Below are 20,394 nucleotides of genomic sequence, written 5' to 3' on the forward strand. Positions count from 1 at the left end.
GCCGGCGCCAAGCGGCAAGCGTAACAACCCGTCATGTGGCGGGTTCAGCCGACCGCCCGCTGGTACAGTTCGAGGTAGTGTTGGGCGCTGTTCTGCCAGCTGTAGTCCTGCGCCATGGCGGTGGTGCGCACCCGCCCCCAGGCGCGCGCCTGCTCGGCGCGCAGCCGCAGCGCGCGGTCGATCGCCTCCTGGAAGCCCGCTGCGCTCGCCGCGTCGAACACGAAGCCGGTGGCTTCGCCCGCCTTTACCGCGGCGGGGGTTGCGTCGACCACCGTGTCGGCCAGCCCGCCGGTGCGGCGCACCACCGGCGGTGTGCCGTAACGCAGGCTGTAGATCTGGTTGAGGCCGCAGGGCTCGAAGCGCGAGGGCATCAGGAACAGGTCGGCGCCGGCCTCGATGAGGTGCGCGAACTGTTCGTCGTAGCCGATCTCTACCCCCACACGCCCAGGGTAGCGCTGGGCGGCGGCGCGCAGCGCCTCCTCGAAGGGCGGATGGCCGGTGCCGAGCACCGCGAGCTGCGCCTCGCGCGCCATCAGCCAGTCGATGCTCTCGAGCAACAGATCGACCCCTTTTTGTTCCACCAGCCGACTCACCATGCCGAGCAGTGCGGGCTTGCTCTCCTTGGCGAGGCCGAGCTTGGCCTGCAGCGCGCGCTTGTTGGCGGCCTTGTTGCGCAGGCTGCGCGCGTCGTAGGCGCGCGCGATGTGCGGGTCGTGCGCGGGGTCCCAAACGGCGTAGTCCACGCCGTTCAGGATGCCGACCAGCCGGTCGGCGCGGAAGTTGAGCAGCCCGTCGAGGCCGCAGCCGAACTCGGGGGTGCGGATCTCTTGCGCGTAGGTCGGGCTGACGGTGGTGATCCAGTCGGCGAACACCAGCCCGCCCTTGATGAAGGAGAACTGGTTGTAGAACTCCATGGCATGCATGGACCAAAGCTCGAAGGGCAGTTGCAGCGCCGCGAAGGTCTCCCACGGGAACAGTCCGTGGTAGGCAAGGTTGTGCACCGTGAAGATGGTGGCCGGACGCTGCGGCTCGGGGGCGAGCAGCGCGGGCACCAGGCCGCTCTGCCAGTCGTTGCAATGCACCACGTCGGGATGCCAGCCGCCGATCCGTCCAAGTGCGGCGAGCGTCACCGCGCGCCCGAACACCGCAAAGCGCTGGGCGTTGTCCGGCCAGTCCACCCCGTCGGGACCGGCGTACGGTCCGCCGGGGCGGTCGTAATGATAGGGCGAGTCCACCAGCCACAGCCGCACGTCGTCCAAGCGTCCCTCCAGCAGGCGCACCGGTTCGGCCGATCCGGGCACCGTGAAGCTGGTGACCTCCTTCAACTCGCCGGCGCGCTCCACCGCCGCGCGGTAGGCGGGCATCATCAGCGTTACCTGCAGGCCGATCTGCTGCAACGCGCCCGGCAGGCTGCCGGCCACGTCACCGAGGCCGCCGGTCTTGATCAGGGGGTGCGCCTCACTGGTGGCGAACAGGATGTCGTACATGCAGTTCCCTTTTTCATTCTTGCGACGTCCGTGACTCGCCGCGTTCTGGGGGCGACGCCGGCGGGACCCGCGCCCGGGCCCGACCGGCGGTTTGCGGGTCGGCGTAAAGTCTATACTGTAGCCCGACTCGCGCTACGCGTCCGCGCGCGCCGCGACTCGCATACGCATCACCTCGGGGGTACTCAAGCACATGAGATTGGCGTTGTTCGGGCTGGGCCGCATGGGGGCCAACATGGCGCGGCGGCTGCTGCGCGGCGGTATCGAAGTGGTCGGTTACAACCGTTCGCAGGAGATCGTCCAGCGGCTCGCGCAGGAGGACGGTATGCGCCCCGCGACGACCATGGAAGAGGCCGTGGCTCAGCTCGAGGCGCCGCGCATCGTGTGGTTGATGCTGCCGAGCGGCGAGCCCACCGCCCAGGCGCTGACGCGGCTCGGCGACCTGCTGGAGGCGGGCGACGTGGTGGTCGACGGCGGCAACTCGAACTACCACCAGAGCCAACGCCATGCCGAGGCGCTCGCCGCGCGCGGCATCGGCTTCGTGGATGCCGGCACCTCCGGCGGGGTGTGGGGTCTGGACAAGGGCTACTGCCTGATGGTGGGGGGCGAGGCGGCGCATGTGGAGCGGCTCACCCCGGCGCTCAAGGTGCTCGCGCCGGCGCCCGATCAGGGCTGGGGCCATGTCGGCCCCGCCGGCGCCGGGCACTTCGCGAAGATGATCCACAACGGGATCGAGTACGGCATGATGCAGGCCTTCGCCGAGGGCTTGTCGCTGATGCGCGGCAAGCGCGAATTCGATTACGATCTCGCCCAAGTCACCGAGATGTGGCGCCATGGCTCGGTGGTGCGCAGCTGGCTGCTCGACCTCACCGCGGAGGCGCTGGCGCAGGATCAGCAGCTGGCCGACGTCCAGCCATATGTGGCCGATTCCGGCGAGGGTCGCTGGACCGCCGTCGAGGCCGTGGACCAGGGGGTGGCGGCGCCCGTGATGACGTTGGCGCTGCAGATGCGCTTTGCGAGTCAGGACGCCGAGGGTTACGGTAACCGCTTGTTGTCGATGATGCGCAACGCCTTCGGCGGTCACGTCGTCAAGCGCTCCTGAGCGGCGCCGCCGCGCTCCCGGTCCGCCCGCAACCCGTCTTCTCCAGGGAGTCAACATGCAGCCTATCGCGCAGCAGCAGTTCTCCAGCAAGGGACGCAACGTGACCGAGCCGTGTACGTTCGTGATCTTCGGCGCCACCGGCAACCTCGCGCAGAACAAGCTCCTGCCCGCCCTGTATCACCTGGAGGTGGCGGGGCGCCTGCCGCACGGCTTGGTGATCCTCGGGTTCGGGCGCCGCGACTGGGACCACGAGCAGTGGCGCGAGCAGGTCGCCGAGAGCATCGGCGGCAAGCTGCGCGGCGGTTGCGATCCGGCGCTGTTCGCGCGCTTCGCCGACCGCCTGTTTTTCTTTCGCGGCGACCTCGACAAGCCCGACGACTACACGCGCCTCGCGCGCGAGCTCGGCTCCACCTCCCATTACCCGGACAACACCGTGTTCTACATGGCGATCCGCCCGCAGGAGATCGGCCCGGTGGCGGATCAACTGGTGGCGGCAGGGCTCAATAGCGAGGACTCCGGTTGGAAGCGCCTGGTGGTCGAGAAGCCGTTCGGTTTCGACCTGGACAGCGCCGAGAGCCTGGACCGGCGCCTGCACCGCGACTTTCACGAAAACCAGATCTTTCGCATCGACCACTACCTCGGCAAGGGCACGGTGCAGAACGTGCTGGTGTTCCGCTTCGCCAACCTGATGATGGAACCGTTGTGGAACCGCAACTTCATCGACCACGTGCAGATCACGCACGCCGAGTCGCAGGGCATCTTCGGGCGCGCCGAGTATTACGAGGACGCCGGTGCCCTGCGCGACATGATCCAGAGCCATTTGCTGCAGATGCTCACGCTAGTGGCGATGGAGCCGCCCGCCAACCTCGACGCCGAGTCGCTGCGCGACGAGAAGGTCAAGGTGCTGAAGTCGATCCGCCCGATCCCGCCGAGCGCGGTGCACGCGCACGCCTTCCGCGCCCAATACCGACACGGCATGGTGGACGGCGAGAAGGTCGCCGGCTACATCGACGAGCACGGCGTCGCGCCCAACAGCACGACCGAGACCTACGCCGCGCTCAAGTTGTACGTCGACAACTGGCGCTGGCGCGGGGTGCCGTTCTACATCCGCACCGGCAAGCGCTTGAAGGCCAACAGTTCGATGATCTGCATCCGTTTCCGGCATCCGCCGCAACAGCTGTTTCGCGAGACGCAGCTCGAGCAGGTAAAGCCGAACTGGCTGCTGCTTGCCATCCAGCCCGAGGAGTGTCTGCGCGCCGAGTTGCAGGTGAAGCTGCCCGGGCTGGAGATGCGCACGCGCACCACCACACTGGACGCCACCATCGCCGGGGGCGAGCACGAGCGCCTGGATGCCTACGAGGCCTTGCTGCTCGACGTGGTGGAGGGCGACCGTTCCCTGTTTCTGCGCTATGACGAAGTGAACTGGGCGTGGCGCATCGTCGATCCGGTGCTGAAGGTGTGGTCGATGGAGCGCGATTACATCCACACCTATCCGGCGGGGACCTGGGGGCCGGTGGAGAGCCAGCGCCTGTTCGACCACGAAGACCACGTGTGGCGCAATTCGATTCAACCCGAGGACGGGTAGCGCGGACAGGCGCGGCCCGACAGGCGCGCTGCCAACACCTCTGTGGAGGCGCGCTGACAACACGGAGTAGCTATGCACAATAACAATGACCGACCAGCCTCACTGACGCAGCGACCCGCTTGGCAGGCCCTGCAGGACCACTACCGCGAGTTGTGCGAGATGCACATGCGCGAGCTCTTCGCGCGCGACCCGGAGCGGTTCGCGCGCTTCTCCCTGCGTCTGGACGACCTGCTGCTCGACTATTCCAAGAACCGCATCACCGAGCACACCCTGACCTTGTTGCTGCGCCTCGCCGAGGAGTGCGAACTGCCGCGCTGGGTCGAGCGCATGTTCGCGGGTGAGCGCATCAACACCACGGAGGATCGCGCGGTGCTGCACGTGGCGCTGCGCAACCGCGCCGGCACGCCGATGCGGGTCGACGGCGAGGACGTGATGCCCGAGGTCAACGCCGTGCTGGCGCAGATGCGCCGGTTCTCGGAAGAGGTGCGCAGCGGCGCCTGGCGCGGCTACAGCGGCAAGGCGATCACCGACGTGGTGAACATCGGTATCGGCGGCTCCGACCTCGGCCCGGTGATGGTTACCGAGGCGCTCAAGCCCTATGCGCGTGCGGGGCTGCGCGCGCATTACGTCTCCAACGTGGACGGCAGCCATCTGGCCGATGTGCTCGAGGCGGTCGATCCCGAAACGACGCTGTTCATCGTCGCCTCCAAGACCTTCACCACCCAGGAGACGCTCGCCAACGCCGAGGCCGCCAAGGCGTGGCTGCTGCGCCACGCGCCGGAGGCCTCCAGCGTCGCCAAGCACTTCGTGGCGCTGTCGACCAATGCCGAGGCGGTGCGTGCATTCGGCATCGACACGCGCAACATGTTCGCGTTCTGGGATTGGGTCGGGGGGCGCTACTCGCTGTGGTCGGCGATCGGCCTGTCCATCGCCGTCACGCTCGGCATGGACCACTTCGAGGACCTGCTCGCCGGCGCGCATGCCATGGACGAGCACTTTCGTCACGCGCCGCTGGAGCAGAACATGCCGGTCATCCTGGCGCTGCTCGGGGTCTGGTATCACAACTTCTTCGGCGCCCAGAGCCACGGGGTGTTTCCGTATATTCAGCACCTGCACCGCTTGCCGGCCTATCTGCAGCAGGCCGACATGGAGAGCAACGGCAAGCGCGTGACCCGCGATGGACAGTATGTGGACTACACCACAGGCCCGGTGCTGTGGGGCGAGCCGGGCACCAACGGCCAGCACGCCTTCTTCCAGTTGCTGCACCAGGGCACGCGCCTGGTGCCGGGGGATTTCATCGCCGCGTTGGATCCGCACCACGCCTTGCAAGAGCATCATGCCATCCTGCTCGCCAACTGTTTTGCGCAGACCGAGGCGCTGCTCAAGGGCAAGACCGAGGAGGAGGCGCGGCGCGAACTGGAGGCCGAGGGGCTGAGCGGCGCGGCGCTCGCGCGCCTGCTGCCGCACAAGGTGTTTCCCGGCAACCGCCCGACGAACACCCTGTTGTTCGACAAGCTCACGCCTTACGCGCTGGGCCGCCTGATCGCGCTCTATGAGCACAAGATCTTCGTGCAGGGGGTGATCTGGAACGTGAACTCCTACGACCAGTGGGGCGTGGAACTCGGCAAGCAACTGGCCAAGCCCATCCTCGCGGAGTTGCGCGGCGCGGGGGGTGTCTCCGCCCACGACGGCTCCACGCACGCGCTCATCGAGTACACCCGCGCGCGCCGCGCACAGGAGCAGCCGTAACCGCGCCAGACGACGCGCCCCGGGCCTACTCGCCGGTGTGCACGAACACCACCGCCGCGAGCGGCGGCAGGGTGATCTCCATGGAGTGTTCGCGCCCCATCCAGGGCACCGCGCTCGCCATCACGCCGCCGCCGTTACCCACGTCGCTGCCGCCGTAATGGGCCGAGTCGGTGTTCATCACCTCGCGGTAGAAGCCGGCGTGCGGCACGCCGATGCGATAACCTTTGCGGGGCAGGGGGGTGAAGTTGAGCGCGACCACGATGGTGGCGCCGTGCTCGTCCTTGCGCACGTAACTCAATGTCGACTGCGCGGTGTCGTGGCAGTCGATCCACTCGAAACCGCGCTCGTCGAAGTCCAGCCGGTGCAGCGCGGGCTGCTCGCGGTACAGGCGGTTCAGGTCCGCCACCAGGCGCTGGATGCCCTGGTGCTGCGGGCGCTCGAGCAACTCCCAGTCGAGCGCGCGGTCGTGGCTCCACTCGCGGCCCTGCGCGAACTCGCAGCCCATGAACAGCAGCTTCTTGCCCGGCTGGGTGTACAGGTAGGCGTACAGCAGGCGCAGGTTGGCAAAGCGCTGCCAGGGGTCGCCCGGCATCTTGTCGATCATGGAGCCTTTGCCGTGCACCACCTCGTCGTGCGAGAAGGGCAGCACGAAGTTCTCGGTGAAGGCGTACAGCAGCCCGAAGGTGAGCCGGTCGTGGTGGTACTGGCGGTGGATGGGGTCCTTGCTGATGTAGTTGAGCGTGTCGTGCATCCACCCCATGTTCCACTTCATGCTGAAGCCGAGCCCGCCCAGCCACACCGGGCGCGACACCATGGGCCAGGCGGTGGACTCCTCGGCCACCACCAGCGCGCCGGGATGCAGCTGGTGCACCACCGTGTTCAATTCGCGCAGGAAGCTGATCGCCTCCAGGTTCTCGTTGCCGCCGTAGATATTGGGCAGCCAGTCGCCTTCCTCGCGTGAGTAATCGAGGTACAGCAGCGAGGCCACGGCGTCCACCCGCAGGCCGTCGAAGTGGAACTCCTCCAGCCAGTAAATGGCGTTGGAGAGCAGGAAGTTACGCACCTCGTTGCGCCCGTAGTTGAAGATCAGCGTGCCCCAGTCGCGGTGCTCGCCGCGGCGCGGATCCTCGTGCTCGTACAGCGCGCTGCCGTCGTAGCGCGCCAGGCCGTGGGCGTCCTTGGGAAAGTGCGCGGGCACCCAGTCGAGCAGCACGCCGATGCCGTGGCGGTGGCAATGGTCCACCAGGTAGCGCAGGCCGTTGGGGTCGCCGAAGCGGCTGGTGGGGGCGTAGTAACCCACGGTCTGATAGCCCCAGGAGGCGTCCAGCGGGTGTTCGCTGACCGGCAGCAGCTCGATGTGCGTGAAACCCTGCGCCAGGACGTAATCGACCAGCCGGTGCGCCAGCGTGCGGTAGTCCAGAAACCCGCCGTCCTCGCTGCGTTGCCAGGAACCGAGGTGGACCTCGTAGGTGGCCATGGGCCGGTGCAGCCAGGCGTCCTGCTCGCGGCGGCCCGCCATCCAGTCGTCGTCGCCCCACTGGTAGGGTTCGGCGGCCTCCACGCGGGACGAGGTGGCCGGGCGCGGCTCGAAGCTGCGCCCGTAGGGATCCGACTTGAGGTGCAGGGTGGCGTTGTCGCGATTGAGCAGTTCGAACTTGTACAGGTCGCCCGGCTGCAGCCCCGGCACGAACAGCTCCCACACGCCGCTCGAGCCGCGCAGGCGCATCGGGTGGCGGCGCCCGTCCCAGGCGTTGAAGTTGCCCACCACGCTCACGCGCGCCGCGCTGGGTGCCCAGGTGGCGAACACCACGCCGTCGATGCCCTCCACCGTGTGCCGGTGTGCGCCGAGGAAGCGGTAGGCGTGCCAGTGCTTGCCCTCGCCGAACAGGTACAGGTCGTAATCGGGCAGCTGCGGCGCGAAGCAGTAGGGGTCGTGGGCGCGCCACTGGTGGCCGTCGCCGTCGCGGTAGGCCACTTGATAATGGGTCGGCAGGCGCTCGGCCGGGCCGTGCCATTCGAACAAGTCGGTCTCGGCCAGGCGCTGCATGGGGAGCGCCTCGCCGCCTTGGCCGATCAACTCGGCCTGCACCACGCCGGGGGCGAACACGCGCACCCGCACGCCCGCCGGGCCGGGGTGGCGGCCGAGCACCTCGAAGGGATCGTGATGGCGCGCCTCCAGGACGCGGCGCACGGGCGCGGGCAGTTCGGTCAGTTGCTCGTTCACGGTACCTCGGGATCGGTGAATGCACTCGGCTGACGGAGCGGCCGGGGCGTGGGCCGTACGTCGTCCTCCGCCGCACGCGTCTGACACAGCATAGACAACCGTCGGCGGCGCTCAGTCGGCCTGCAACTGGGTCGCCGACACCTCATGCGTTTGGATCGAATATCCGCGATCACGGTAGAAACGAAAGCGTGCGCGCGCCGCGGCACGCTGGCGCTCGTCGCCCGCCACCAGCTCCACGACGCGCGGAAAGTGGCTGAAGAAGAGCGGAACTTCGTCGGTGAGAGTGACCAGTACCGCGTCCTCGGCCTGCGCCGCCAGCGCCCGTGAAGGTTCCTCGCCGTCGGCCAGCCCCTCCCAGGCGACGATCACCGGCGGCTCGCCCGCCGGCGCGGCGGCCTCGTCGCCGGCCAGGCGGTGCGGCACGAAGCTGCCCGCGCGGAAGGTCCACAGCAGGCCGTCGAGCCGCGCCGCCTCGGCCGCGTCGGCCGCCTGCAGGTAGACCGCATGGCCGTGGCTGTACGCCTTCTCGGTGATGCGGCAGGCGAACCACTCGCGCCGGTCTTCACCCTCGGGCAGTACGTAGAAGTCGATGCGCGTCACCCGCTAGCGCCCCTTGGCGGCGACGCGGTTCAGCAGGTACTGGGTCAGCAGGGGCACGGGACGGCCGGTGGCGCCTTTCTTGGCGCCCGACTCCCACGCCACGCCGGCGATGTCGAGATGCGCCCAGTGGAGCTTCTTGGTGAAGTTCGACAGGAAGCAGGCCGCGGTGATGGTGCCGCCCTCGCGCCCGCCGATGTTGGCCATGTCCGCGAAGTTGCTCTTGAGCTGTTCGCGGTACTCGTCCCACAGCGGCAGCTCCCAGCCGCGGTCGCTGGCGTAGCGGCCGGCGCTCAGCAGGTCGTTGGCCAGCGGCGGGTGGTTACTGAGCACGCCGGTGGCGTGCTTGCCGAGCGCGATCACGCAGGCGCCGGTGAGGGTGGCCACGTCGATCACGGCGTCCGGCTCGAAGCGCGCGCTGTAGGTGAGCGCGTCGCACAGCACCAGCCGGCCCTCGGCGTCGGTGTTCAGAATCTCCACCGTCTGCCCGGACATGGTAGTGACGATGTCGCCCGGCTTGCTCGCGTTGCCGTCGGGCAGATTCTCCGAGGCCGGAATCAGCGCCACCACGTTGAGCGGCAGGCCGAGTTCGCATACCGCGGTCATGGTGCCGAGCACGCCGGCGGCGCCGCACATGTCGAACTTCATCTCGTCCATGGCGGCGCCGGGTTTGATCGAGATGCCGCCCGAGTCGAAGGTGATGCCCTTGCCGACCAGCGCGATCGGCTTCTCGTCCTGCGCGCCGCCGCGGTAGTGCATCACGATGAGCTTGGCGGGCTGGCGCGTGCCGCGCGCCACCGAGAGCAGGGCGCCCATGCCCAGCTTCTCCATGTCCGCCTCCTCCAGCACCTCGACCTCGAGCTTCTCGAACACCTTGCTCATGGACAGCGCATGCTCGGCGAGGTAGCTGGGCGTGCACACGTTGCCGGGCAGGTTGCCGAGGTCGCGCGCGAGGCTCACGCCGTCGGCGATCGCGGTGCCGACACGCACCGCCTGCTCGCCGTCGTTCAGTTCGCGGCGGTTGGGTACGCTCAGGATCAACTTGCGCAGCGGCCGGCGCGTGGAGTCCTTCTTGCTCTTGAACTGCTCGAAGCGGTACAGGGTGTGGCGCGTGGCCTCCACCGCCTGGCGTACCTTCCACGCCGTGTCGCGCCCCTTGACCGGGATCTCGGTCAGGTAGCACGCGGCGTCCATGGCGCCGATGTCGTTGAGGGTGTTGACCGCGCTGGCGATGATCTTGCGATACTGCGCATCGGTGAGGTCGCGCTCGCGCCCGCAGCCGACCAGCAGCACCCGGTTGCTCAGGGTATTGTCGAGGTTGTGCAGCAGCAGGGTCTGGCCGAGTCGGCCCTCGATGTCGCCGCGGCGCAGCAGCGAGGCGATGTAGCCGCCACTCGCCTTGTCGACCGCATGCGCGGCCGCCGACAGGCGGCGCGGCTCGAACACGCCGACCACCACGCAGGCATTGCGCTGTTTTTCAGGATCACCACTCTTTACACTGAACTCCATATCCGCTCCCTTGTTCTGCGGGGTGGCTCGGGCGACCCATGCCGAGCGCGCGCGTCGCCCACGCGGCCTGCTGCCGGGGTGGTCGCGCGAGCGGCTGCTCGGCTGGAAGTGGGGCGGCCGTGCTGGTTTCCGCGCCTCGTGGGGCGCGCGCCCGGGCGCCGGGCCGGGCCGCCGAGTTGGCGCTCCGTAGTTTACTTAAGTCGTATCGAAATTCTAGATCATTATCGAAACATTCCGGCGGTAAGACGGCTTGATTATTAATAAATATCTGTTCCGCGAAGTGCTGTTCACCCTGCTCGCGGTGACCCTGGTGCTGATGCTGATATTCCTCAGCGGGCGCTTCCTGCGCTTCCTGATGGACGTGGCGGCCGGCGCCCTGCCGATGAGCGAGGTGCTGGGGCTGGTGCTGCTCAAGAGCACCGCCAGCCTGGCGATCGTGGTGCCGTTGGCGCTGTACATCGCGGTGCTGCTCGGCCTCAGCCGGCTGTACAAGGACAACGAGATGACGGCGCTGGCGGCCTGCGGGGTGGGCGTGGACCGCGTGATGAAGACGGTCGGGGTGTTCGCGCTGGTGGTCGCGGTGCCGGTGGCGCTGCTGTCCCTGTGGATCGCCCCCTGGGCGGAGGCCGCCAGCCGCGGGATGATCGAGCGCGCGCAGGCCACGGTGGATATCGAGGCCTTCGGCGCCGGGCGTTTCCATGAGGTGCGCGGCAGCGACGCGGTGTTCTACGTCGAGCGGGTGGAGCCGGGCAGCCGCATGGGGCGGGTGTTCGTGATGGCGCGCGTCGACGGCCGCGAGGACATGGTGGTGGCCGAACGGGCCTACCAGCAGGCGGACCCGGCCACCGGCGAGCGGGTGCTGGTGCTGGAGAACGGCTACCGCTACGAAGGCGCTCCGGGCAGCGCCGACTACCGCATGCTGGAGTTCCAGCGCCATACGGTGCGCCTGCGCGAGCCGGAGGTGGAGGTGGCCCACCGGCGCCTGCGCGAACTGCCGACCACGGCGCTGCTCGGCTCGCAGGACCGGGAGGAACGCGCCGAACTGCAGTGGCGCCTCGCGGCGCCGGTGTCGGCGGTGCTGATGGCACTGCTGGCGGTGCTGTTGTCGCGTACCTCTCCGCGTCAGGGACGCTACGGCAAGCTGTTCGTCGCCATCTTGGTGTACGTGATCTACAACAACCTGCTGAACGTGGCGCGCACCTGGCTGGAGCGCGGCGTGGTGCCGGAGGTGGTGGGGATGTGGTGGGTCCATGGCGCCCTGGCGCTGATCGTCGCGGTGGCACTGGCGCGCGAGCTCGGTTACCTGCGCGGCGCCCGCGCGGCGAGGGCCGCGGCATGATGACCATCCTCGATCGCTACGTGGGCGGCGCGGTCGCGAGCAGCACCGCGGTGGTGATGCTGGTGCTGCTCGCGCTGTATGCCTTCATCACCCTCACCGGCGAGATGGGGAGCGTGGGGCGCGGCACCTACACCGTGTGGAGTGCCACGCAGTACACGCTGCTCACCACGCCCGGACGGGCGTACGAGTTGTTTCCGCTCACCGCGCTGCTGGGTGCGCTGCTCGGCCTCGGTACGCTGGCGGGCAACAGCGAGTTGACGGTGATGCGCGCCGCGGGGGTGTCGCTGTGGCGCATCATCTGGAGCGTCATGAAGACCGGCCTGGTGCTGGTGCTGCTGGCGCTGGTGGTGGGCGAGGCGGTGGCCCCGCCGGCCGAGCGCTATGCCACCGAGATGCGCATGGAGCGCCTGGCGCAGAACGTCAGCGTCAACACGCGCCAGGGGCTGTGGGCGCGCGATGGCGATACCTTCATCAACGTGCGGCGGGTGCAGCCCGACGGGCGGCTGGTGGGGGTCTCGCTGTACGAGCTGGACGCCGAGCGGCGCCTGCGGCGCACCACCACCGCGCTCAGTGCGGAGTACCGCGATGCCCAATGGCTGCTGCGCGACGTGCGCCGCACACACTTCAGCTACCCAGGGGCCGACCAGGCGGGTCTGGCGACGCAGGTGGAGCGCCTGCCGAGCATGCCCTGGCGCAGCCTGCTGACCCCGGAGTTGGTGCAGGTGGTGTCGGTGAGCCCGGAGATGCTAGCGATCTGGGATCTGCACAGTTACGTCAACTACTTACGCGCCAACGAGTTGGATGCCGGCCGCTATGAGCTTGCGCTGTGGACCAAGGTGGCGGCGCCGATCGCCACCGGGGTGATGGTGTTGCTCGCGGTGCCCTTCGTGTTCGGCTCCATGCGCGCGGTGGGCGTGGGCCAGCGCATCCTGGTAGGTACGCTGCTGGGCATCGGTTTCTACCTGTTCAACCAGCTGGTGGGGCGTGCGGGCCTGGTGTGGGGCATCAGCCCGGCGCTGGCGGCCACGCTGCCGACGCTGCTGATGCTGGCCTTGGCGGTGTGGCTGGTGCGGCGCGTGCGCTAGAAGGGCAGGCCGGATCAATCGGTGGCGACGGGCGTGTCGGGCGCGTTGCCCCAGTCGGACCACGATCCGGGATAGCCCTTGACCTGCGCGTAGCCCAGCCACTTCAAGGCGATGTAACTGTGGGCCGAGCGGTAGTGCGTCTGGCAGTGGGTGACGATGGTCTTGTCGGGCGTGATGCCGCGGCCCTCGTACAGGGCGCGCACGGCCTCAGCCGGCTTGAGGCGTAGGTTGCGACCCTGGTCCAGGGTCTCGGTCCAGTCGACGTTCACCGCGCCGGGGATGTGGCCGCCGCGCGCCGCCATGACCTTCATACCGCGGTACTCCTCCGGGCTGCGTGCGTCGAGGACCACCACCGCGTCGTCGTCCAGGTGCGCGGCCACGTAATCGCGCTCCGCGAGCGGGGCGTCGCTGCGCCGCAGCGTGAGCGTGCGTGGGGTGGGGCGGCCGGGTTCGGCGGTCGTCGGATGGCCCTCGTTGGCCCAGGCGTGCAAGCCGCCGTTCAGCAGCCCGTGGCGGGTATGGCCCAGCACATCCAAGGTCCATAGCAGGCGTGCGGCGCGCGGGCCGCCCTCGTCATCGTAGGCGACCACATAGCTGTCGTCGCCGATGCCCAGGGCGCCGAGCTGCTGCGCCAGGGCATCGAGCGGCGGCAACAGGCCCATCACCGGCGGCTGGCCGGTCATCAACACGCCCACGTCCAGATGCACCGCGCCCGGCACGTGCAGTTGCGCGTAGGTCTCCGGCTTGCCGACGTCCACCACCACCAGGTCGGGCTCGCCGAGCCGGGCTTCCAGGGCGTCGGGTTCGATGATCAACGGCGATGCGGTGTCGTTCATGGTGTCTCTCTCGTGGTCGAACGCAGGGCGTACCCCATCGAGTTATCCCCATCGCGTTATACCCATCGAGTTATACTAGGGGACCCCCGAAGAATTTCGAGTTCCCCGCGACATGGGCGGGGAGCCTCCTCGGGCACGTCGATTTAGAATGGGCAACACGGCAGGGACAGCATGAGTGCAGCAGGCGCGGGTGATCATCCCGTGGAACCGATCCGGTTCTACACCGAAGAAGAGCTCGACGCGATCGAGGAGACCGATCCCGATCGCGCCTACCGTATCGCGCGCACGCAGGCCCTCGCGGCGCGCGGCGGCGTCGAGCGTAATCCAGAACAACACCCTCTGCCCGAGCCGCAGCAGGTCCGCGAGGCGCTGGACGACGTGCGCCAGATCCTCATGCAGGACGGCGGCGACATCGAACTGGTCGCGGTCGAAGGGCGGGAGGTCCGCGTGCGCATGAAGGGCGCCTGTACGGGCTGCCCCAACGCGCCGCTCGATCTCAAGAACGTCGTGGAACGCGTGCTGTTCAACGCCGTCCCGGGCATCGCCAAGATCTCCAACACGTTCTGACAACCAGCGCGCGCGGCGTCGCGCCGCGCAGCCCGCCATTGCCCCGGGCCGACGGGCGGTGGTCGCGTGCCCGTCCTTTGACTCAAGGAGTGCTGCGCACTCCCGCAACACAAGGCCGCCTATGAACCTCTTGACCACCGCCGTACGCCTCGATGCCGCCGCCAGCGCCGATCTCGCCGCGTGGGCGCAGACGATCGAGCAGGACAGCACGACGCCGTTCGCCGCCGCGCAGCAGATCGTGCGTCGCCTCGGCGCACACTGCCGCGCCGACGGGCGTGCCGAAATCGGGTTCTGGTGCCCGGGCCTGTTCGCCGCGGGCATCGCCGAGCACGACATCTTCCTCGAGGTGCTGACGCCCCTGGAGGCGGTGGACCTGCAGGCCGACCGCCAGCAGCTCCAGTTCCAGCGCGCCTTGCTGAACATGCAGCGCGCCGGCGATTACCTCTGGGCGGTGGTGGAGGGCATGCAGGCGGGCAGCCGCGATACGGTGGGCTCGTTCTACTGGCTGAAGTACCGCACCGCCGACGGCGGCTGGCGTACGCTGCCCGACGTGCTGGCCCATTCCATGCCGTTCGGCGCGTTCGCGCCCAGCGAGTACTACGACATCGCGCGCATGCAGCAGGAACGCGCGGATCGGGCCTACTTCCAGGCGCTGGCGCGCGAGGGCGAGGTGGTGCGGCTTGGGCCGCCGACCAACATTCTGCAGATGCACATCAACACCGCTTCGGCCGCGGCGACCCTGGCCGGACTTACGCGGACGTTTCAGGCGCTGGCCGAGAAGGTGCAGGACGGCCTGCCGCTGACCGCGGTGGAGGAGTGCTACTACGGCTACGACGCGATCCAGTTGCTGCCTATCGAGCCCATCATCGCGCGCGAGGCGGGGCCGGCCAATTGGGAAGGCGTGGAGGATCACGATCCTTTCTCGGCCGACGTGATCTTCGACATGCGGCGCCCGACCGCCACCAACTGGGGCTATGACGTGGTCATCGCCGGTTCCTCGGCGATCAACCCGGGCGTGCTGGAGTCGCGTCGCCCGGACGAACTGGTCGACTTCATCGCCACGCTGCACAACTTCCCCGGCAAGCCGATCAAGGTGATCTTCGACGTGGTGTTCGGCCACGCGGACAACCAGGCCCTGGAGGTGCTCGACTCGACCTTCTTCACCGGCCCCAACATGTACGGGCAGGACCTCAACCACCGCCATCCCACGGTGCGTGCCATCCTGCTGGAGATGCAGCGACGCAAGGCCGATTTCGGCGCCGACGGGCTGCGCGTGGACGGCGCGCAGGACTTCCGCTACTGGAACCCGCAGACCGAGGAACTGCTGCACGACGACGAATACCTCCAGTCCATGAGCGACGTGGTGCAGGAGGTGGCGGACTGTCGGTATCGGCCCTGGATGATCTTCGAGGACGGCCGCCCCTGGCCGCGCGACGACTGGGAACTGGCCTCCACCTACCGCGCGGTGATCGAGGAACAGCCCGACACGTTTCAGTGGGGCCCGCTCACCTTCGCGCACAACACGCCCTTCCTGTTCACCTTCTGGGTCAGCAAGTGGTGGCGCCTGGAGGAGATCGTGCAGCGCGGCAGCAACTGGATCAACGGCTGCGCCAACCACGACACGCTGCGCCGCGGCACACAGGTGGACCCCGATCGCGCGCGCATCAACACGCGCCTCGGCGCCACGCGGCTGGAGATCCTGGACAAGGCCTACGACAACCCGGCGGCCAATCTGCTCACCTACAGCTGCCTGCCGGGCGTGCCCATGGATTTCATCAACGCCTCGATGCGCGCCTCCTGGGGCTTCATCCGCAACACCGACGAGCGTTACGGGGTGAAGGTGTTGTCGGAGGAGACCGGTTTTCTCACCTGGCAGGTCGATGCGGCGCACTTCGACCGCCCCGGCAACTTCGTGCGCCTGAAGGCCTTCGGCTTCGACGACCTCGAGGAATTCCGGCGCTTCATGCGCATGCTCAGCACGGCCGTGGTGATCACCGATGACGATATCGCCGCCATCGTGAAGCTGCTGCAGGCGGCCGAGCCGCCGCTGGCCGGTCCCGAGCTGTCGCCCGAGGTCCTGAAGGCCATCGTGCAGGCCTGGATGGACGATGCGCACGAGTACTGCAACGTCGCCTACTACCGCCACGAGCTGGATCCCGAGTTCACGCGCTTCAATCTCGCGGTGCGCGAGTTCCGCCGCAGCCGTCCCTGGTTGCGCGCGAACCTCGGCGCGGGGGAGCACTTCGCCCGGCGCCAGCCCTGTGACGGCACGGTGCTGTTCTACGGACTGCGCCAGGCCCCCGACGGCGGCGAGCAGGTGCTGTTCGTGGCCAATATGGAGGGTGCGCCGCTGTCGGTACGCCCGCCCGAATTGCCGATTCCGGGGCTGGCGCGCGAGGGCTGGCGCATCGCTCTCAAGGCGCCGGGGCTGGTTTGCGAGGCGGCCGAGGACGAGATCTGCATGGAGGACAGCCAGGGTCTCGTCCTGGTGCGCGACGCCCGCTGAGCCGCGCGCCCCATGCCCGCCCGGCGAGGATTTCCGGGAAGGCGTCACACTTTTCCATTTTTGATTAAGTGGCAGCCCGGGTGCAATAAAAGGTGCCCCGGCAAGGCCCGGATTGACCTCGCCGGCGATGTCCGTATAATGGCCGCCAACGCACATAATCAATCAGTTCCAATCTATAACTGCGTCTGGATGCGCAAAATCGGATAAATATGCCAACGAATGCCATTTCCTCGGATGGTCGGCTCGTGCTGGCGACCGACCTGGACGGTACCTTCCTGGGGGGCTCGGACGCGCAACGCGCCGCCTTCTACGAGCACATCAACACCTTCCGCGACCGTGTGCTGCTGGTCTTCGTGACCGGCCGCGACCTCGGCTTCATCCGCGAGCTGTGCGCCCAGCCCGGCATGCCGCAGCCCGATTACATCATCGGCGACGTGGGCACAACGGTGGTGCACGGCGCGACCCACGAACCGCTGCACGAGCTGCACACCTGGATCGAGTCGCGCTGGAACGGCGCGGGCGACCGGGTGCGCGCGATGCTCGCCGACGAACCGGGCATCGAGTTGCAGCCCACGCCGTTCGAACGCCGCGTGTCGTACTACTACCGCCCGGACGAGCTGCGCGAGGAGACCTTGCGCAAGATCGAGGCCGCCGGGCTCGACTGGATTCTGTCAGCCGACGTGTACCTGGACGTGATGCCGCGCGGCATCGCCAAGGGACCGACGCTGCTGAAGTTTGTAGAGGCCCTGGGGATCGATCCCGAGGACGTGGTGGCCTGTGGGGACACCTTGAACGACCTGTCGCTGTTCGAGACGGGGCTCAAGGGCGTCGCCGTCGGCAACTCCGAACCGCGCCTCGTGGAGCACATACGACACATGGACAACGTGTACCACAGCCCGCACCCAGGGGTGGTCGGCATTCACGACGGGCTGCAGGTATTCGGCAAACAACTGGAGGTGCCGCTTGAAGCCACATAAATCATCCCTCGTCATCGTCTATCACCGCGCCCCGTACCAAGAAGTCGTCGAGAACGGAAAAACCTACTACCGCGACCACAAAAGCCCGAACGGGATCCTGCCGACGCTGAAAGGGTTCTTCGATCATGTGGACCGGGGCACCTGGGTCGCGACCAAGCAGGTCAGCCCGAAGCAGAAGGAACGCCACGACCCGCACGTGACCGTGGACGACGGCACCCACAGCTACCACGTGCGTCAGGTGCCGCTCACGGCGGACGAGATCAAGCAGTTCTACCACATCACCTCGAAGGAGGCCTTCTGGCCGATCCTTCACTCCTTCCCCAACCAGTTCAAATACGACGGCATCGACTGGGACACCTTCGTCGAGGTCAACAAGAAGTTCGCCGACGCGGCCTGCGACGAGGCGGCCGACGACGCGATGATCTGGATCCACGATTACAACCTGTGGTTGGTGCCGTACTTCGTGCGCGAGCGTATGCCGAACGCCCGCATCGGCTTTTTTCACCACACGCCGTTTCCTGCGGCGGACGTGTTCAACATCCTGCCCTGGCGCGAGCAGATCGTGGAGAGCCTGCTGTCCTGCGACATCGTGGGCTTTCACATTCCGCGCTATGCCGAGAACTTCGTGGGTGTGGCGCGCAGCCTGCGCGCGGCCGAGATCGTGCGCCGCGTCCCGGTGGACAGCAACCAGGCGAGCGGCAAGGCGCTGTCCGAGTCGGAGGTGACGCGGCAGATCCGCTACAAGGACCGCATCGTCAACATCGACACCTATTCGGTCGGCACCAATCCCGAACAGATCCGCGACGTGCTGCATCGCGACGAGAGCGAGGCGCTGGAGCAGGAGATCCGTGAGGAGATCGCCGGGCGCAAGCTCATCGTCTCGGTCAGCCGCGTCGATTATGTGAAGGGCACGCGCGAGATGCTGGAGAGCTTCGGCCGCGTGCTGGAGCGCCGCCCCGACCTGCACGGCAAGGTGCAGCTCCTGGTCACCGCCGTGTCGGCCGCCTCGGGCATGCGCGCCTACCGCACCGCTCAGCAGCAGATCGAGCAGTTGGTGGGGCGCATCAACGGGCGCTTCGCCAAGCTGAACTGGACGCCGATCTTCCTGTACACGCAGCCCATCCCGTTCGAAAAGCTGCTGTGCTACTACCGCGTGGCGGATGTGTGCTGGGTGCCGCCGCTGCGTGACGGCCTGAACCTGGTGGCCAAGGAGTACGTGGCCGCCCACGCGGGCCGCGACGGCGTGCTGCTGCTGTCGGAGTTTGTCGGCGCCGCGGTGGACCTGCCCGACGCCGTGTTCGTCAATCCGTACTCCGACGACAGCATGGACAAGGGCCTGGAGGCGGCGCTCGAGATGCCGCGCGAAGAGCAGGGCCGACGCATGACCAAGCTGTACCGCGCGGTGGTCAACAACAGCATCACCCACTGGGCGGATCACACCCTGCAGCAGTTCCGCGCCCTGCAGGCGCAGCCCGACACCGAGCGCAAGGCGGGTTGAGCGGCGCCCGGGCGGCGGTCCCTGCCGGGGCCGCCGCCTGGACTTTTTGCCGCCACGGGACCAAAATCCTCCGTTTTCCGGGCGTGGGCGCGCCCGTCGACACCGCCCGCTACTTTTCCACAACCCCTTTAGGAAACCGAACGTTATGGCGCCGCAGATCAAGTCCTTCCATCCCCCGCGTCGCGTCTTGATGGGCCCCGGGCCGTCCGACGTGAGCGATCGCGTGCTGCAGGCCATGGCCCGGCCGACCGTCGGTCATCTGGATCCGGTCTTCGCCGGCATGATGGAGGAGGCCAAGACGCTGCTGCGCTACGCCTTCCAGACCGACAACGCGCTGACCTTTCCCGTCTCCGCCCCGGGCTCGGCCGGCATGGAGATGTGCTTCGTCAATCTGGTGGAGCCGGGCGACAAGGTGATCGTGTGCCGTAACGGCGTGTTCGGCGGGCGCATGAAGGAGAACGTCGAGCGCTGCGGCGGCACCGCGGTGATGGTCGACGATGCCTGGGGCGCGCCGGTCGACCCCGCCAAGCTGGAGGACGCCCTCAAGGCCAACCCCGACGCCAAGATCGTCGCCTTCGTGCACGCCGAGACCTCCACCGGCGCGCTGTCCGATGCGCAGACCATCGCCGCCCTCGCGCACCGCTACGGTTGTTTGGTGATCGCCGACACGGTGACCTCCTTGGGCGGCTCGCCGCTCAAGGTCGACGCGTGGGAACTCGACGCCGTGTACTCCGGCACCCAGAAGTGCCTGTCGGCCCCGCCGGGGCTGTCGCCGGTAACCTTCGGCGAGCGCGCCGTGCAGAAGATCAAGGCCCGCCAGAGCCGGGTGCAGAGCTGGTTCCTCGACCTCAATCTGGTGATGGGCTACTGGGGCGGCGAGGGCAAGCGGGTCTATCACCACACCGCGCCGGTCAACAGCCTGTACGCCCTGCACGAGGCGCTGGTGATCCTGGCCGAAGAGGGCCTGGAAGCGGCCTGGGAGCGCCATGCGCGCAACCACCGCATGCTGCGCGCCGGGCTCGAGGCGCTCGGCATGCGCTTCGTGGTGGAGGAGGCGTATCGCCTGCCGCAGCTGAACGCGGTCACGATCCCCGCGGGGGTGGACGACGCGGCGGTCCGCAACGCGCTGCTGAACGAGCACAACCTGGAGATCGGCGCGGGCCTCGGCGATCTCGCCGGCAAGGTGTGGCGTATCGGCCTGATGGGGCACGCCTCCAACCCGCGCAACGTCGAGTACTGCCTGAACGCGTTGGAACAGGTGCTCGGCGCGCAGGGGCACCCGGTCGAACAGGGCAAGGCCGCCGAGGCGGCGCGCGCGGCGGCGCAGGCCGCCTGA

15 protein-coding genes are annotated in these 20,394 nt (G+C 68.1%); 10 read left to right on the top strand and 5 right to left on the bottom strand.

What is annotated here, in order from left to right; all coding sequences use genetic code 11:
• Positions 1-44: 44 nt before the first annotated feature.
• Positions 45-1,487 carry a glycogen synthase GlgA gene (glgA, locus tag HUS23_12325; GenBank protein QKT04536.1) on the bottom strand — a complete coding sequence of 481 codons (1,443 nt, stop codon included), beginning with the start codon at positions 1,485-1,487 and terminating at the stop codon, positions 45-47.
• 190 nt (positions 1,488-1,677) lie between these two features.
• Here glgA and gnd point away from each other — a divergent pair, with 190 nt between their 5' ends.
• The 3 genes from gnd to pgi all read left to right on the top strand — a co-directional run bounded on the left by gnd (position 1,678) and on the right by pgi (position 5,920).
• Positions 1,678-2,586 carry a decarboxylating 6-phosphogluconate dehydrogenase gene (gnd, locus tag HUS23_12330; protein QKT04537.1) on the top strand — a complete coding sequence of 303 codons (909 nt, stop codon included), beginning with the start codon at positions 1,678-1,680 and terminating at the stop codon, positions 2,584-2,586.
• A 100-nt stretch (positions 2,587-2,686) separates the two neighbouring features.
• The gene (locus tag HUS23_12335) at positions 2,687-4,171 is read left to right on the top strand and encodes a glucose-6-phosphate dehydrogenase (GenBank protein ID QKT05077.1); all 1,485 of its coding nucleotides are present in this window, start codon (positions 2,687-2,689) and stop codon (positions 4,169-4,171) included.
• Between the two features lie 72 nt (positions 4,172-4,243).
• Complete coding sequence (pgi, locus tag HUS23_12340; protein ID QKT04538.1) at positions 4,244-5,920, top strand: glucose-6-phosphate isomerase; 1,677 nt, start codon at positions 4,244-4,246, stop codon at positions 5,918-5,920.
• A gap of 25 nt (positions 5,921-5,945) precedes the next feature.
• Here the strand turns inward: pgi and glgB are convergent, their stop codons facing one another.
• From glgB to HUS23_12355, 3 genes are all read right to left on the bottom strand, one after another.
• On the bottom strand, positions 5,946-8,144 hold the full coding sequence (gene glgB, locus HUS23_12345; protein ID QKT04539.1) for a 1,4-alpha-glucan branching protein GlgB: 2,199 nt from the start codon (positions 8,142-8,144) through the stop codon (positions 5,946-5,948).
• A gap of 111 nt (positions 8,145-8,255) precedes the next feature.
• The gene (locus tag HUS23_12350) at positions 8,256-8,744 is read right to left on the bottom strand and encodes a DNA polymerase III subunit chi (protein QKT04540.1); all 489 of its coding nucleotides are present in this window, start codon (positions 8,742-8,744) and stop codon (positions 8,256-8,258) included.
• A gap of 3 nt (positions 8,745-8,747) precedes the next feature.
• Positions 8,748-10,250, bottom strand: coding sequence for a leucyl aminopeptidase (locus HUS23_12355; protein ID QKT04541.1), 1,503 nt, complete (start codon positions 10,248-10,250; stop codon positions 8,748-8,750).
• 250 nt (positions 10,251-10,500) lie between these two features.
• On the opposite strand from HUS23_12355, the gene lptF reads away from it, so the two are divergent.
• Both lptF and lptG read left to right on the top strand, forming a co-directional pair.
• Positions 10,501-11,589 carry an LPS export ABC transporter permease LptF gene (gene lptF, locus HUS23_12360; GenBank protein ID QKT04542.1) on the top strand — a complete coding sequence of 363 codons (1,089 nt, stop codon included), beginning with the start codon at positions 10,501-10,503 and terminating at the stop codon, positions 11,587-11,589.
• Positions 11,586-12,674, top strand: coding sequence for an LPS export ABC transporter permease LptG (gene lptG, locus HUS23_12365; protein ID QKT04543.1), 1,089 nt, complete (start codon positions 11,586-11,588; stop codon positions 12,672-12,674). The genes lptF and lptG overlap by 4 nt, the downstream gene beginning before the upstream one ends.
• 14 nt (positions 12,675-12,688) lie before the next feature.
• On the opposite strand, the gene HUS23_12370 is transcribed toward lptG, so the two are convergent.
• Positions 12,689-13,510 (bottom strand): sulfurtransferase, encoded by an 822-nt coding sequence (locus tag HUS23_12370; protein QKT04544.1) that lies wholly within the window; start codon positions 13,508-13,510, stop codon positions 12,689-12,691.
• Between the two features lie 171 nt (positions 13,511-13,681).
• Here HUS23_12370 and HUS23_12375 point away from each other — a divergent pair, with 171 nt between their 5' ends.
• From HUS23_12375 to HUS23_12395, 5 genes are all read left to right on the top strand, one after another.
• A complete protein-coding gene (locus HUS23_12375; protein ID QKT04545.1) occupies positions 13,682-14,077 on the top strand; it encodes a NifU family protein in 396 nt (131 codons plus the stop codon).
• A gap of 121 nt (positions 14,078-14,198) precedes the next feature.
• Positions 14,199-16,583, top strand: a complete 2,385-nt coding sequence (locus HUS23_12380) for a hypothetical protein (GenBank protein ID QKT04546.1) — start codon at positions 14,199-14,201, stop codon at positions 16,581-16,583.
• Positions 16,584-16,792: 209 nt separating this feature from the next.
• The gene (locus HUS23_12385; protein ID QKT04547.1) at positions 16,793-17,560 is read left to right on the top strand and encodes an HAD-IIB family hydrolase; all 768 of its coding nucleotides are present in this window, start codon (positions 16,793-16,795) and stop codon (positions 17,558-17,560) included.
• Entirely contained in the window at positions 17,547-19,058 is a 1,512-nt protein-coding gene (gene ggpS, locus HUS23_12390) for a glucosylglycerol-phosphate synthase (GenBank protein QKT04548.1), read from the top strand. The genes HUS23_12385 and ggpS overlap by 14 nt, the downstream gene beginning before the upstream one ends.
• Positions 19,059-19,248: 190 nt before the next feature.
• Entirely contained in the window at positions 19,249-20,394 is a 1,146-nt protein-coding gene (locus HUS23_12395; GenBank protein QKT05078.1) for an alanine--glyoxylate aminotransferase family protein, read from the top strand.

The organism is Ectothiorhodospiraceae bacterium 2226, assembly GCA_013348725.1.
Lineage (GTDB): Bacteria > Pseudomonadota > Gammaproteobacteria.